The organism is Spirosoma montaniterrae (assembly GCF_001988955.1).
Taxonomy (GTDB): domain Bacteria; phylum Bacteroidota; class Bacteroidia; order Cytophagales; family Spirosomataceae; genus Spirosoma; species Spirosoma montaniterrae.
On the sequence record NZ_CP014263.1, the window covers coordinates 806,686 to 822,509 of the forward strand.

The following is a 15,824-nucleotide window of genomic DNA, read 5'->3' on the forward strand; positions in this document are numbered from 1 at the left end:
CCCCAAAATTACCCCAAAATACCCCCAAAAGTGCCCCAAAGGATGATACGCGGTATCTGATGTGTACTTTACCTTTGTAGCGTTCCAATGTTCAACGCTTTACCGGCTATGAAATCACTTATCACGACTCTACCCGCCTGGCTGTTGTTGCTGACGATAGGAGGAAGCTGCAAAAAAGAAGCCATTATAGAAGAGTCCGCCCCGAATCTGGCGACTTGCCGGGTGGTACGGGAAGAGCATAAGGGATTAGGCCCTGTTAGCCGAATTCCTAACCCTTCTTCAGAGACTGTGCTTGTTGGAACAGAGGTATATACTATTTACAAGTATGACGAAACCAGGTATAAATATGATGAGCGGGGCCGATTGATTCGGTCGGAAGGGTATGGCCCTGATGGGAAAATGGAAAACTTTATGGAACGTGTATATTATTCTGACCGCGTTCAAGTACGGCAAAAGTCATTGAATAGTCTTAACACTACAGAGTTTACTATCCTTCTTAATTCTCAAGGTGATATGTATGCACAAATACATCAAAATGACACTGTTTATTTTGAAAATATACGCTATATCAAAGAGGGATATGAAATAGTTGACACGAAGAACAACGGATTACTTAGTGTAAGGTCAAAACGAAAAAATGGCAATATAATCGAACAACAAGTTTACTCTGTTTTGAGTGGTACTTTTATTCATAAATACGAGTATGATACACTTCGACCAGCCATACCTCCTGTCAATTTTCTTCGCAAAGACATTAGTAGAAATTTAGTCACTAAATTTCTATTGAGTGTGGAAGGTGGCTCAGCCTTCCCAACGGGTCCACTTCATCAGACAGATTATCTCTACGAATTTGACAAGTACGGTCGGGTACGTCGCCAAATTTTTAACCAAAAAAATATCGAATCGGGCTGGGGTCAGTATGTGCTGGGTAGCCGCATAGCCGTGTTCGACTATACGTATGAGTGTCCTTAATTTTTGTTTCGTTTTGTTCCACTAATTCCCCGTTCACATCTATGCGATCATTTTTCCTGGGGTTAGCCTTTTGGCTGACCTATGCGGTAGCGTTTGCCCAAACGTTATCTGTTACATTCCCTAAAGACGGGGCTGTTTTCCGATGCAACCGTATGATTGTTAGTCTATCAATCATACCGATATAAAGATATTGGTATATTTTAAAAAAAGAAAAATAGTAACTAAAGCTTGACGCGTTCTATGCCTTTATGCACCTTTGCATCAGTTAAACACCCCGCTTAATCCACCTATCGCTATGCCCCGCTTCCTGACCTTGTTGTCCGCCTTCCTACTCCTGCTGACTCTTGCTTTTAGCTGCAAAGAGCAGGTGCAACTGCCCGTTACCCCGCCCGACGAACCCGCGCCGAATCTGGCAACCTGCCGCATTGTGCGTACTGTATATAAAACTCCGTCTGTAGGTAGAACCGGCGACCTCCTCAAAGGTGAAGAAACGGTGAAACTGCCCGATGGCTCAACCACGAAGGTAAGTACAGTAGTGACGACAACCTACCAGTATGATGAGCAGGGGCGTATTCGCGAAGTATATGAACAACGGCTAAAAGGGCAGTACTCCCGTTATGTCTATGAGTATAAAAACGGAGGAGTGTACACGTTTGAGAGAAGTGGGGAACCACAGCGTGACCCTTATCGTACCCAAACTGATAGTGTTCAAACCAATGAGCAGGGTCTCATTATTCGTCCGAGTGGTTTTGGATCGGCTTATTATGTCTACAATCAGGATGGACAACTTCTTAACCATTATCCTTCCTATCTGCCCTATACGCATCAGTATGTCGATGGTAACCTAACGGAGAAATTGCTCTATGCCTCCTGGCAAAAGATAGACGGCCAATGGCGGGGTTTCGACCAGGAGTACCTGCGTTATCGCTACGATTTGAGCCGCCCCAACCTGCCAATCATTCACCAGTTCCGGGGCAAAGAGAGTCGTAACCTGCCTCTGGAAGAGACGTTGGAAATTCAAAATGGCTCCCAATATCCTACTGGGCTGGCCTACCGCAAGCGGTTTGCGTATAGCTACGACCGGTGGGGCCGCGTCACTCGGCGCATTGTTCAGGGCAAGGCCCTGGTCAACTGGTGGCTACTCGAAGATAGTCTCTACGGCATCAGCGTGACCGACTTCGAGTACGCGTGTTCGCCCAACTAAGCTTCTGACTTTCCCTCCCTGACCAGCACTCTTTCAGCACAGGCTCTGCGGCCTGACAGGAAATGTATTGTTCAACCCTTTTAAGTACCTGTATTATGGTAAAACGTTTAGTGTGGCGTTTGTCGCTCTGGGTATGTCTGCTGCTGTCGTTACCGGCAACCGTCCAAAATCTCAGTGTCAGTTTGCCCATCAATGGGGCCGTGTTTCAGCAAAACGCCCAGAAGCACTTATTTATATTTCACATGAACATATTTGTATATATATGTATCAAAAAAAAGTAATAGTTACTAATGCTTGCTATGTATTCAACCCTTACATACCTTTGCATCAGTTCAACCTATCTCGCTTATTCAACCAACTATGATGAACCGAATCACTGCCCACCCCCTTGCCTTCCTACTCCTGCTGACTCTTGCCCTTAGCTGCAAAGAGCAGGTGCAATTGCCTATAGAACCCGCCCCTAATTTGGCAACCTGCCGCATTGCTAAGGAAGTGTACTGGAATGGCTGGCGACCTGGAGCCAACGCTAAAAAAGAAATAGTAAAGGCGGCTGGAAAATCGTATGAAGTGATGTTGGCGCGGGAGACTACTTATAGCTACGATGAACAAGGCAGAATTGTAAAAGAGGATCATAAGATGGCTCCTTTTGAAGCACGAAGTACTTCAGTTACTAATCATACCATCTCTTATACATATACGCCCCAGGCGGTCTACGTACTCTATTCCTATCAAACCAAGACCTACGGTGATACCATCCCGTTGAATGAGCAAGGCTGGCGAAGCCGTGAGTACGAGCGATTATTTTCATATGACGCCCAGGGTTATGAAATCAACAGTGTTGATAAGACAGGGCGGGTGCTGACACAGAATTTTTATGATGCTAGTATGAATTTAACTGTAGTGAAAGATTCGTATTCATGGAGAGGGGCTACTTATACTTACACTTATGCCTATGATCTGACAAGGCCAAATATTCCAAACAAGTACTTTTTTTATGGGCGTATATCTCCCAATTTACCTGTGTACTTTGAATTTGCCAATGATTCAAACCTTGAATTTCCTTTAGGCGAGTTAGTGGAATTAAAAAGTTTCTACTCCTTTGATCAATACAATCGAGTTAGCCGCCAAATCGCGGTAGAAACTCATAAATACCCTGACCCCTACTACGGCCAATACATGCATAGCGGAGGTATTGGCGTCACTGATTATACTTATGAGTGTCCTTAATTTGAATTCCTTTTTGTTTCACTAATCCACCGTTCACATTTATGCGTTTACTTCTACCGGGGTTAGCCCTTTGGCTAACCCATGCGGCAGCGTTTGCCCAAACTTTATCCGTAACTTTCCCCAAAGATGGGGCTGTCTTTCAGCGCGAGGGTTCTTCAGGCACGATTCACATTTTGGGGAGCTATAACTCCCGACTTTACGCCACTGGGCGCATGACCATCAGGGCTACTTTACGCCGGTTAGACGTCCGTACCGGGCAGGTTATTCAGTCCGAAGCTCCGCAGGTTATCACCCTTAACCGCGACAATAGCGTTTTTGCACAAAACACCTTTTTTTCGGGCAGTATTCATACTCCGCAGGGCTGGTACGAGATTAAAACACAGGCATATCTTCAACCTGGCGATACGCCCGTCGGGTCGCCAAACACCAGGAAAGTGGGTATTGGCGAGGTATTCTTAATTGCCGGCCAGTCGAATGCTCAAGGGCTATCGAGAGCCGATAATACAAATGATATCGTGGCGACTGGGTTTGGGGCGTACCCTAACAACAATGCCAATCCGTCGTGGGACGGGGTACGGGTACAACCCCAGGCTATATCGGCTGCAATTGTAGGAGCTAACGTAAGTGAAATTCAACAGCGCGTCAATCAGGAGGTACTCAACAAGCCCTGGCCCGAGCTTGCCAATTTAGCGTCAGTAGGGCAAAACAGCGGAAGTCTCCAAATTGCCCCGTTGGGAAAGTCGCTTTGGTATTGGGCCGCTGTTGGTGAGCGGATTGCCAACCAGTACAACGTACCAGTAGCTTTCTTTAATGCGGCCTGGGGTGGTACAACTATTACCCAATATAGCCTGACAGCAGCTAATCAAACAGCTACTCCGTTGGGCGATCCTCTGCCCGGGAGCGGAGGAAATGCCCGTTTCAATGCGGGCCAGCCTTACTCTTATATTCGCAATACAATACGTTATTTCGCGTCAGCCTATGGAGTAAGGGCTATCCTCTGGATGCAGGGTGAAACTGATAATCAAGCGTGGTACTCCGGCGGTAGGTGGCACGTTGAACCCGCTGCGAACAACGAACGGCGGGCGGTTTGGGACGGCAACGACTACACCAACAAACTGCGGACGGTTATCAACAAAACGCGTAGCGACCTGGGCGGTCATGTGGCGTGGGTAGTTGCTCGAACCTCCTGGTTTGACGACCGTAAAGAACCAATTATCACGCAAGCTCAAGTAAACGTCATTGACCCTGGCAACCGCATCTATCCCGGCCCTGAAACCGATAATATTCCGCACCGGGTAGACCGAACCCACTTCAACAATCAGGGCCTGATCGATGCTTCCAACGCCTGGTGGGTTGCCATCAAAGATATTGTTGGCACAGCTCCCCCGATGACCCCTGACAATTTAGGCACTCAGCCCCGGCCCATTGAAATCAGTGCTGATGGCAATACGCTGCTGGCCCCGCAGGGAAGCCGCTATACGTGGGTCGATGAGTATGGCGACGTGACCAACTCTAACGCGGTCATGAGCAATCAGCGCGGGGTGTCCGCCAATGGAGGTGGTGGCCTTTGCCGGGCTATCGTGCAAAACACGCAGGGTAACGTTATCTTCACGCAGGCCGTTAGTATGCCCTACACTCTAATCGATGACACGGGCGGAGGCAACACCAATACCTGCGATGTCGGCCAGCCCCGGCGCGTTGGCTCCTGGAATGGCATGGAGGTGCAGATCCGCCAATTCAACGACCGGCGCGTGCTGGTGCTGGTTCAGCCCGGCTCCTCAACCGATAAACATTACCCTCGGGGCGATAACTTCTGGGATAGCTTCAGCAAAGACGGTGGGGCCGATCAGTACCGGGGCTGTCTCAACGGGGGCAACACGGGCTGGGGCGGCATGGAAGGTCCCGCCGGGCTGGCTACACCTGCTGGCTACCGAGCCAGTCAGGAAGCCGACGGTGCCAAATTCTTTGAACGCTCCACCGGGGAGGGAGACAACTGCAACTTTACCATATCGGCCAACACCGCCAATGCGGGCTGCGGGCAGGGCGTTACCCTCCAGGCCACCTGCCAGGGCAACAACTGCGACAACATCAGCTACGGCTGGAGCGGCAACGGCATCGGCCAGGGTGGGCAAACCATCAGCGTCAATGCGCCCGCCAGCAATGGAACGTATACCTACACCGTTACGGCCAGTCGGGGTGGGTGCGGCAGCAAAACGACCACCGCTACGGTCAACGTCAGCGGCTGTGGTGGCGGCAGCACGGGCAATGGCGGACTGTCGGCAGGCAACTGCTACGTGATCCGGTCACAGAAGACCAACCAGCTTATGCAGGGTATGGGCGATGGGTCGGTGCAGCAGCAGAATGCCAACGGGCAGCTTAATCAGGTCTGGAAAGCCGAGGACGTGGGCAGTAGCCGCTACCGCTTCACGCTTCAGGACGGCACGGGGCGGGTCATTCAGACACCCAACGGCAACTACGGCGTTGGCCTGACGCTGACGCCCTACACGGGCAACGCGTTTCAGCAGTGGAGTGTGCAGCAAAACGGCAACACGGGCAACTACCGGGTTGTGACGCCCACCAACAGCACCTGGGATTTGCGGGCGGGGGGCAACGAGCCGGTGTTGCAACTGTGGGGTAACACGGGGGAGAGCTTCATGGACTTCCGCTCGTTCCGTTTCGAGTCGGCGGGCTGTAATGGGGGCAGCACCCCCAGTGAGCCGCCGACCAATCCGGGGGGCAGCAACCCGGCTGGTGGCACTTACGAAGGCTTCTTCGACGGTATCGACTGCGGGGGAGCCGGGGGCTGGGTCTGGAACTCGTCGTATCCGAATCAGGCCATTGTGGTCGAGATTGTTGAAGGCGGCACGGTAGTGGGCACGGTAACGGCTTCTACGTATCGGGGTGATTTGCAGGGTGCAGGCAAAGGCAACGGTCAGCATGGCTTCCGGTGGGCGTTGCCGGCGAGTTTGAAGAACGGGCAGTCGCGGACGTTGGGGATTCGGGTGCAGGGTCATGGGTATATATTGAACAACTCACCCCGCACGGTTGCGTGTTCGGGTGGGGGCCGGTTGGCGGCAGCGTCAGCCACTGGCGAAACCGATGGTGGCTTGATTGTGTGGCCCAATCCGGGCAAAGGGTTGGTGACGGCCCGTTTCACGTTGGCAGCAGGCGAGCAGGCCCGGTTGTCGGTGGTCGATATGCTGGGGTTGGAGGTGGTTGGTCGTGCCGTGGTGGGTACGGGCGGAGTCCAGAGTGAGGAGCTGGAGTTGGGCCGGTTGTCGGCGGGGCCGTATGTGGTGCGGCTGCGGGGGCCACAAAGCGGCCCCCGCTCGACCAAATTATTGCTGGAACGTTAACCTAACCCATTTACGGCAGTTGCCCCCTCCAGTTCGTAATCGGATACGAATCGGAGGGGGCAACTGCTTGTATTATTGTGTAGTGTGGCCTTAGTTAGTACGAGCCACGGCTTCGGTCTGGATCAGGCGTTCGGGCGTGACGGGCTGTTTGGTTGCCAGCGTAACAACTTGTTGCGTGGTGTCGACGCCGTTCGAGATTTCGACGGTGTAGGTGCCATCGGGCAGTTCGTTCAGGTCCAGGCGGGTACGGAACTGTTGCTTACTCTTACCGACACGATAGCTGTACAGCACTTCGCCTTTGGTGTTTTTCAACAGAACCAGCACTGTGCCGCTCTGGTCTTTGTCTAAAGCGATGTTCAGCTTGCCGCTTTTGTTGGAGTAGATACCGGTTTGGTACGCAGCGGCTGTTTTGGTTTGGCCACCGGGGTTGCCATCGGCGAAGGTAGCGGCAGTGGTAACGATGCTCAGTGAGAGAGCGAAAGCGAGAGTTTTGATGAGCGTTTTCATGACTATTTGTTGTTTTTTTGGTTGTTGTTTTCTGTTCAAGCAAGTCGGATTATTTCCGATTGGTGAAACAAAGATATAGGCGATAGTTGGTACTATGTAATGCAAACTACTGGAACGGCAAAACTTCGGGATGAGTGGTTGGAGGGAAGATGGAAGTGGTACAGTTTGGTTTAAATAAAAATGAAGGCGATGACCGTCCGGTCGGTCCAGGCATTACGTTTCAGGAGCGTAGGTAGTTCGAGCCACCACAGCAAAAGCCCCAGAATAAAAACAATACCCAACAAGCGTACTAACGGACCAGCTACATCGGCGGTCCAGTCGAACGCTACGCGGGCACCCGTTGTGTGGATGTTGCAGCCGACACTGACGTAGCGTTGGTAGTTGTTTCCGGTGTTTCACTGACTGACGAAGCATGCGACGTAGTGCCTGACGAGTCCTGCGCGAGTAGCTGTGGTCCAGACAGTAAAAAGCCGACAAGTAGCGTAAGAAGAACGGTTTTCATAAAAGAGGTGTGGATAGAAGTAATTGACTGGCACAAAGTTGGCCCAGCGGCAAACACTTGCGCCATACCTGAAATCCGGTATTTTTCAGTTATCAAACTTCCCGTATCTTCGCTATCGTAACCTGACAGTCAGTTACCTGTAGGACTGCCGATATCGCTTCGCCACCCATGACCTACCCATTTACGCTGATTGCCCCCGTACTGCCCCACAAGCGTACTGACCTTCTTCGGCTACTTGAACAAATGGCCCGTGAGCTGGATTGTAATCCGGTACTGCCCTTCGACCGACTGGCTGGGGTGCATTTTGGCCGTGTTATGCTCATCGACGCCGACTCGCCCGGGTTTGCCCCGCTGTTGTCGATGGAAACAAACTTCGACGGTGACGAGTCGGCGCATCTTGCCGATTTGGCGCAGACTGCCGGACCAGGACTGGCGGAGTTGTTTAGCCATTGCGAGGGGTTTACCGGCAACGTGCTGACATTCTTGCAGACGCACCGAAAAAAAACGGCAGCTTTTTATCAGGGCCACCCGTACCGAAGCCGTGAGCAGATTTTGCAGGAGCAGGCGTTGCAACAGAATATCCGCGATTTTCTGGACGCAAACACGGCTTCGCTGGCCGGACTTACGCAACGCAGCATTCGCGAACGCATTCAGCAGCATATAAAAAGTCAGCCCGATTTTGCCTGGGCCGTGCAAAACCGGGGACTGAGTGCCGTTGGGTTGTGGTGGCAGCAGCACCGGGGGCTGCTCGGTATTTACGCAACATTGGCCCTGCTCTTCTCGGTAGCGGGGGCGTTGATGCCGGATGCGCCGGAATTTGCTGTGCCAACTGCCCTACGGGTTTGGCTGTGTGCGCTGGTGGGTGTGCTGTTTGCCATGCTGGCAACGGGCATACGTAAGTTATCGCTTCGGCTGGTGGTGGCTGTTGTGCTGGCGGGATTGCTCAGTTGTCTGCTACGTGTGGGGTGCGCGTTTCTATACGCGGTTTTGTTGGCGGGCGGGTTAGGTCTCATCCTGCGCTACGGCGTCGTTAGCTGGTGGTTTTGGGCCTTGAACAAACGAGAGGCCGCCGATAAGCCCGAACGCATTGTAAGCGAGGGCGAACGACTTCCTCGCTTGCTGGCCGTTGAGGATTTAACAACACAAAACCAGTTAACCCATCTTGTGCGCCTAAAGCCGTATAGTTTCCGGTGCAGAAGCCTGAAGGTGGTACTAACGGCTATCGACCTGCTGGCGAAACTGCTGTATAACAAGGGCAATCTGGGCGGTATTCCAACCATTCACTTTGCCCGATGGGTGCTGATTGACAACGACCAGCGACTGCTGTTCAACAGCAACTACGACGGAAGCTGGGAAAGCTACCTCGGCGACTTTACTGATAAAGCTGCTGAAGGGCTAACGGCGGTCTGGAGTCATACCATCAACTTCCCGAAAGCATGTGACCTGACTGAAGGTGGCGCACGGGATGAGCAACGGTTCAAAAAATGGGCGCGTGCCCACCAGCTACCCACACAGGTCTGGTACAGTGCCTATCCTGAGCTGTCGGTGCCAAACGTCAACAATAATTCGCGCATTCGCGATGGGCTGTTTTGTCCGCTGTCCGATGCGGCACTGGCCCGCTGGTTTCGGCGGCTGTAATCCACTCCACAATCTAACCGCTCAAAAATACGATGAAAGCTCCCGAATCGAATGTCGAACTGGCCGATGTACAGGGCTTGCTGGCGGGCGGCTATGGCAAATTGCCGGTCGCGCAGTTTATATTGCTGCAAATCATCGATGCCCAACGCGCTACGTACTGGCTCCGGCGGCTTGCCGACGATCTGACGAACGCTGCTCAGAACCCCGACGACGGGGCTGTCAATCTGGCGTTTACGCTGTCGGGGTTTCAGGCGTTGGGAATGCCCCAACAGGCGTGGGAACTGTTCAGTCAGGAGTTTCAGCAGAGCATGGCTGCACCGCATCGGGCGAAAAAATTGGGCGATCTAAACGAGAGCGACCCCAAACGCTGGCAGTGGGGCGGACCTTCCAACCAACCAATCGACTTGCTACTGATGCTCTACGCCCGTAGTCTGGACGAACTCAACGACCGGCTCACTACGTATCAGGCGGGTTTTGCGGCTGGCGGAGTGCAGATTGTTCACCTCCCGGCAGTGTCGGCCCCGGCATCGCTCGAAAAAGAGCATTTTGGGTTTGTTGACGGTATTTCGCAGCCCGCCGTAGAGGGTCTGCCCCGTTCGGCAACCAACAGTTTCGCGCAGAATACTACCCGCACCGGTGAGTTTATTCTGGGTTATCCGAATCAGTATAACTGCCTCCCCGACAGAGTTGTATGGCAGAAGTCCGGTCTGCCCGACGATGATTTTAGTAAGAATGGCACCTACGTAGTGTTTCGGCAGTTGGAGCAGGACGTGCGCGGTTTCTGGACATCGGCGCGGCAGGCGGCTCAAAAACTACATAAGCGAGCCGATGCCGATACCTGTTTGCAGGTTGCTGCGAAGTGGATAGGCCGCTCGCCCGATGGTACGCCCACTACATACTTTCCCAATACCGACAAACAAACCGACAATCAGCCGCCGAACGACTTTGCCTACGCGCAGGCCGACCCGCATGGGCTTGGTTGCCCGCTGGGTGCCCATATTCGCCGGGCCAATCCGCGCGACGCCCTCGGTCCCACGCCCGACATTTCGGCGGTTGTGTCGAGCAAACACAGGCTGCTACGCCGGGGGCGGCTCTACGGACCTCCGCTGGTCAATTCGATGGCCCCCGCCGACATGCTGGCCGCACTCGATGAGCAAGCGACCGAAACCGAGCCGCGAGGGCTGTATTTCATCGCCCTGAATGCCAACCTGAGCCGACAGTTTGAGTTTGTGCAGCAAACGTGGCTGCTGAACGGAAAATTTGGGGGCCTCTACAACGACGCTGACCCGATTATGGGCCGCGCTCCGTTTACCACTCAGGCCGAACCGTTTGCCCAGCGTACCGATTCGTTGCCAGCATTTGTAACGGTGCGCGGAGGGGCTTATTTCTTCATGCCCGGTCTGCGGGCCATTCGTTTGCTAACCGAATAATGACCCAAACTCCTCGTTCGACCCGCTTCTGGCTTTGGCTGACCGCGTGCTGGTTGTGGGCGGGCAGTGGCGGCCATGTGTGGGCAGCCCAGCCACCCGTGCTTACCGTTGGGCCTGATTTCAAGGTGTCGAACCTGCGTGGTCATATCTGGCAGCTCGGTGATTCGGCCACTACGTCGGCGCAGATGTTTTTAGAGCTGTTTCAGCAAGGGCAGAACGGCGCGGTGCTTCAGGACGAAGTGCCGAACCTCGGCGACGACGACTTTTTGCAATGGGTAGGTTTTCGACTGCAATACACCGGTCAGAAACCAAAAACGCTTATTCTGGAACTCGACTTTGTAGCTCCCGACGACATCGGTTTCTATGTCTGGCAGGGCAACCGTTTGGTAAAGCAAGTGGCGCACACGTCCTGGAAAACACCGCCCCTTGAGCGCGACGTACCGCACCGGGTTCCGGCTTTTCGGTTTGTGGTACAGCCGGGGCAAACGTACACCTGTGCGCTGCGGCTCCAACAACGGGCGGGTTACCTGGTGCTGCCGGTTCAACTCCACGACGAGCATTACTTCAATACCTACGCTACGTTCGTGAATGTGACCCACGGCCTGACGTTGGGTTTTCTGTGTCTGGCGGCCATTATCGGGCTGGCGTTTTATCTGCTGACCAGGCAACGGCTATACGTGTATTACGTATTGTACGTGATTGGTATAGCCGGTTTTGCCACCGAAGAGCAGGGGTATCTCAACTACTATCTGCTACCGTATTCCGATTTGCTGGCCAGTCAGCGGGCGTGGCCGTTTTTTTCGCAGCTTGCCGTGATTGGCCATACGCTGTTTGCGATTCAGTTTTTGCACCTCGATCAGCAGCGGTATCGGAAGTGGGTCATCGCCGGAGCCGTTGTTTGTGCATTCAGCGTAGGGTTGATTCTGGCCTTGCTGGTTGGCATTTCGTTTACCGATACGTTTTACCGAGTGTCGCTCGCGGTCAGTTTCAGCTATATATCGCTTTCGTTTGTGTATCTGCTGCTGGCCGCCCGCCAAAAACGGCGCGAGTCGTACCTGTACGTGCTGGCCGTTAGCCCACTGTTTCTGTCGATTCTGTATGGCGTATTGGCAACCGTTGGCATAGTACCCGAAAACTGGCTGCTGTTTGCCATGATGAGCTATTCGCCTGCCTGGGAAGTGGGCGTGTTGTGCATCGGCCTGGCCATCAGTTTTAGTTGGGAGCAACGTCAGAAGGTGCGGGCTTTAGAGCAGGCAAACCGAGTGCAGATGCGTATGGTACAGGCGTTGGACGAAGCGCAGGAGTCTGAACGACAGCGTATTGCGCAAGATTTACACGACGATGTAGGCAATACGCTCGCAGCCGCAAAAGGAACGCTTGGTACCATCCTGAACAAACTTATTATCCGTACCGAATTTCCCGAAGTTGCCAAAGCACACACGCTGATCGAAAAAGCCGGGCAGGATTTACGCACCATAAGCCACAACCTGATGCCCGTCGAATTCAGCAGATACGCCCTGACCGACGTGGTGCGGCAAACCGTTGAGCGGGCCGGTCAGGCGTCGCCGGTGCGGTTTGCGTATGTGCAGGCCGGTGTGGTTCGTTCGTTGTCTGCCGAGCAGTCGCTGATTATTTATCGCATTATCAACGAATTAATTAGTAACATTCTGAAGCATTCCGGGGCCAAAACCGCCGTGGTGCAACTGCTGTTTCAGCCCGAAAGCCTCGTTGTGACGGTCGAAGACGATGGAAAAGGATTTTCTAACGTAAATTCTGACCAGACTGTATCTGGAATTGGCCTGCGGAATGTATCTTCCCGGTCAAATTACTTAGGTGCCCGGCTCGACGTTTCTTCTACAACCACTGGCACCTGCGTAATTTTGGAAGTGCCCTATGGCTGAACCTGCTCTAACCATAATTCGTGCGTTGATTGTTGACGACCATCGACTGTTCAACGATGGACTCAAATCCATGCTGGCTAACGAACCAAGCATCGACGTAGTGGGGCAGGTGTATCAGAGCAAAGACACGCCCAATGCCGTGGCCCGGCTAACGCCCGACATCCTGCTGATGGATTTCAATATGCCTGGCATCAACGGCCTCGACCTGACCCGCCAACTCCTGCGCGACTGGCCCAGGCTGAATGTGCTGATCCTGAGCATGTACGCCGAACAACGGCATATCGACGAGTTCAAAAAAGCAGGCGTGAAAGGATACGTCCTGAAAACTGCCGACGTCGATGAGGTCGTAAAGGCCATTCGGGTTACAGCCGATGGTGGTATGTACTTTGGTTTGCTCAATACCCGTACCGCTGATCCACACGCTGATGACGGGTTCATGCGTAAGTTTCGGCTGACGCCCCGCGAGGTTGAAGTGATCGGACTTATTCGGCAGGGGCTTACCAATCCGCAAATTGCTGACCGTATGAACGTGAGTTTCTACACTATCGAAACGCATAGACGTAATGTCTACCTCAAATTAGACGTCAACAGCACCGCTGATCTCATCCGATTTATGGAAGAGAACGGAGGTTGACCGCCACTATGACAACGCAGATTGTACCACCGCTTTTCCAAAAACCAACCATTTTCGCTCCCTTTGCCAACCTGATTGCCGCCGAAAGTACCCGACACGGGGGCGTTAGTCCGGCCCCGTTTGCGTCGCTCAACCTCGGTATCAACACCAACGACGATCTGGCCAACGTTTCCGAGAATCGGCGTCGATTCTTCAGCGCAGCAGGAGCCGAATCAATGGGTTTTGCGTCGTCTTATCAGGTGCATGGCACAGAGGTTTTACATGCTACCGAAGCGGGTCGGTACGAGGGGTACGACGCGCTGATAACCAATCAGCCCAATTTGCTGGTGGGCGTGACCATTGCCGATTGTGTTCCGATTTTAATTTACGATGCCGATAAACAGGCTGTAGCGGCCATTCACGCGGGCTGGCGCGGCACGGTCGGCGGTATCGTAAGCAAAACGCTGACAGCCATGCAAATACAGTTCGGTACTCAGCCCGAAACCTGTTATGCCTACATCGGCACCTGCATTGATGAATGTTCGTTTGAGGTAGGGCCGGAGGTGGCCGCTCAGTTTATGCCGACCTTCCGGCGCGACGACCTGAACTCGACTAAAAGCTTCATCGATTTGAAAGCCGCCAATCGGCAATTGTTGACTGATTTCGGTATTCCGGCAAAACAGATTGAACTGTCTGCATACTCTACGGTTCAGCACAACGCCGATTATTTCTCCTATCGGGCCGAAGCCGGGCAAACAGGCCGGATGCTGGCTGCCATTGGCATAAAAAAATAAACAAGCCTAATCGGTAAGTCGTTATGTATCTGTACGTAAGTTCTAACGTCTAACTCAACGTTTACAAACTAAACTTTTCCGCAATCATGGGTATTCTGATATCTATTCTGGTAGGAGCCGTAGCCGGTTGGCTGGCCGACCTCGTTTTCAAACGCTTTTCGTTCTCACTGCTCACGCAGATTTTGCTCGGTATTCTGGGCGGCTTTGTTGGTGGCTGGATTTTCGGTAACACCTTCTCTACCGGCGCAGGCGGCATTCTCGACCGCATTCTGACGGCTTTCGTTGGTGCCGTTATCGTTCTCGGCATTGCTGCCCTGATTAAGGGTGCCCGCCGGACAGCGTAGAAGTCAAAACCATCAGAACCAGGATTAGCCAGGATTGTCAAGATTAAACAGGATTTATGCGCTGCGCTTGTTTTACAGAATCAACTGAGCGTAGCGTAGAATCCTGTTTAATCTTGACAATCCTGGCTAATCCTGGTTCTGATGGTTTAAATAATTTGCCGGGCAATCACTACTTTCTGAATTTCGCTGGTGCCTTCGCCGATAGTGCAGAGCTTGGCATCGCGGTAAAAACGTTCGACAGGAAAATCTTTGGTATAGCCGTATCCGCCGAAAATTTGCACGGCTTCATTGGCTACGCGCACGGCGGTTTCTGACGCAAATAGTTTTGCCATTGCTGATTCTTTCGTAACCGTTTTTCCGGCATCTTTCAAGTCCGCAGCCTGATAGGTCAATAGTTTGGCCGCTTCGATTTCGGTAGCCATATCAGCCAGTTTAAAGCTGATTCCCTGAAACTTAGCTATCGACTGACCGAACTGTTCGCGTTCGCGGGCGTAGGCCAGAGCCGCATCGTAGGCTCCGTAAGCAATGCCCAAACTGAGTGCTGCAATCGAAATGCGGCCTCCATCCAGCACCTTCAGCGATTGAACGAATCCTTCGCCCACCTGACCCAGCCGCTGACTGTCGGGAATACGGCAATCCTGAAAAATCATCTCCGCCGTTTCCGACGCCCGCATCCCCAGTTTGTCTTCTTTGCGCCCGCCCGAAAAGCCGGGTGTGCCGCGCTCGACCACAAAAGCCGTGGCATTGCGAGACGTATTTGGCTCACCAGTTCGGGCAATCACTACGGCCACGTTGCCGCTTTTGCCGTGGGTAATAAAATTTTTAGCCCCATTCAGAACCCAGTCGGTGCCATCGCGCACGGCGGTAGTACGCATGTTGCCCGCATCGGAGCCAGTGTTTGGTTCGGTCAGGCCCCAGGCACCAATCCACTCACCCGTAGCCAGTTGGGGCAGGTAAGTCTGCTTCTGCGTTTCCTTACCGAATAATAAAATATGGTTGGTACAAAGCGAATTGTGGGCCGCCATCGATAACCCAATCGCGCCATCCACCCGCGACAGCTCGACAATGGCCGATACATATTCACGATAGCCCAGCCCGGCCCCACCATACTCAACGGGCACCAGCATACCCATCAAACCCTGTTCGCCCAACTGGTGGAATAAATCTATTGGAAAATGCTGCGCTTCGTCCCATTGGCGGCTATTAGGCCGAATTAACCGCTCGCTCAAATCCCGCACCGATTGAGTAATCAATGCCGACATAGCCGAACGTTCTGATGTACTTACTTGGTTTTCTACAATTTCGCTGACCATTCTGGTTTACGTTTATGTTAATA

At 52.9% G+C, this 15,824-nt stretch carries 13 protein-coding genes; 10 read left to right on the forward strand and 3 right to left on the reverse strand.

Translation table 11 applies throughout. From position 1 onward, the window contains the following. Positions 1-108 precede the first annotated feature (108 nt). From AWR27_RS03455 to AWR27_RS03475, 4 genes are all read left to right on the forward strand, one after another. Entirely contained in the window at positions 109-972 is an 864-nt protein-coding gene (locus AWR27_RS03455; RefSeq protein WP_077129914.1) for a hypothetical protein, read from the forward strand. 295 nt (positions 973-1,267) lie between these two features. Then, entirely contained in the window at positions 1,268-2,176 is a 909-nt protein-coding gene (locus AWR27_RS03460; protein ID WP_077129915.1) for a hypothetical protein, read from the forward strand. 360 nt (positions 2,177-2,536) lie between these two features. After that, positions 2,537-3,403 carry a hypothetical protein gene (locus AWR27_RS03470; RefSeq protein ID WP_077129917.1) on the forward strand — a complete coding sequence of 289 codons (867 nt, stop codon included), beginning with the start codon at positions 2,537-2,539 and terminating at the stop codon, positions 3,401-3,403. A gap of 41 nt (positions 3,404-3,444) precedes the next feature. Further along, complete coding sequence (locus tag AWR27_RS03475) at positions 3,445-6,759, forward strand: sialate O-acetylesterase (protein WP_083732737.1); 3,315 nt, start codon at positions 3,445-3,447, stop codon at positions 6,757-6,759. Between the two features lie 90 nt (positions 6,760-6,849). On the opposite strand, the gene AWR27_RS03480 is transcribed toward AWR27_RS03475, so the two are convergent. Next, the gene (locus AWR27_RS03480) at positions 6,850-7,266 is read right to left on the reverse strand and encodes a T9SS type A sorting domain-containing protein (protein ID WP_077129919.1); all 417 of its coding nucleotides are present in this window, start codon (positions 7,264-7,266) and stop codon (positions 6,850-6,852) included. Positions 7,267-7,591: 325 nt separating this feature from the next. Next, positions 7,592-7,768 carry a hypothetical protein gene (locus tag AWR27_RS25170; protein WP_157579115.1) on the reverse strand — a complete coding sequence of 59 codons (177 nt, stop codon included), beginning with the start codon at positions 7,766-7,768 and terminating at the stop codon, positions 7,592-7,594. A 168-nt stretch (positions 7,769-7,936) separates the two neighbouring features. Between AWR27_RS25170 and AWR27_RS03485 the strand changes: the two genes are divergently transcribed. The 6 genes from AWR27_RS03485 (at position 7,937) to AWR27_RS03510 (ending at position 14,488) form a co-directional block, all read left to right on the forward strand. Continuing rightward, entirely contained in the window at positions 7,937-9,406 is a 1,470-nt protein-coding gene (locus tag AWR27_RS03485; RefSeq protein ID WP_077129920.1) for a hypothetical protein, read from the forward strand. A 32-nt stretch (positions 9,407-9,438) separates the two neighbouring features. Next, entirely contained in the window at positions 9,439-10,836 is a 1,398-nt protein-coding gene (locus AWR27_RS03490; protein WP_077129921.1) for a Dyp-type peroxidase, read from the forward strand. Further along, positions 10,836-12,737 (forward strand): sensor histidine kinase, encoded by a 1,902-nt coding sequence (locus AWR27_RS03495; RefSeq protein WP_077129922.1) that lies wholly within the window; start codon positions 10,836-10,838, stop codon positions 12,735-12,737. The genes AWR27_RS03490 and AWR27_RS03495 overlap by 1 nt, the downstream gene beginning before the upstream one ends. Then, positions 12,730-13,371 carry a response regulator gene (locus AWR27_RS03500; protein WP_077129923.1) on the forward strand — a complete coding sequence of 214 codons (642 nt, stop codon included), beginning with the start codon at positions 12,730-12,732 and terminating at the stop codon, positions 13,369-13,371. The genes AWR27_RS03495 and AWR27_RS03500 overlap by 8 nt, the downstream gene beginning before the upstream one ends. 8 nt (positions 13,372-13,379) lie before the next feature. Next, a complete protein-coding gene (gene pgeF, locus AWR27_RS03505; protein ID WP_077129924.1) occupies positions 13,380-14,144 on the forward strand; it encodes a peptidoglycan editing factor PgeF in 765 nt (254 codons plus the stop codon). Positions 14,145-14,230: 86 nt separating this feature from the next. Continuing rightward, positions 14,231-14,488 carry a GlsB/YeaQ/YmgE family stress response membrane protein gene (locus AWR27_RS03510; RefSeq protein ID WP_077129925.1) on the forward strand — a complete coding sequence of 86 codons (258 nt, stop codon included), beginning with the start codon at positions 14,231-14,233 and terminating at the stop codon, positions 14,486-14,488. A 146-nt stretch (positions 14,489-14,634) separates the two neighbouring features. Here AWR27_RS03510 and AWR27_RS03515 read toward each other — a convergent pair whose 3' ends face one another. Continuing rightward, entirely contained in the window at positions 14,635-15,801 is a 1,167-nt protein-coding gene (locus AWR27_RS03515; protein WP_077129926.1) for an acyl-CoA dehydrogenase family protein, read from the reverse strand. Positions 15,802-15,824: the final 23 nt, after the last annotated feature.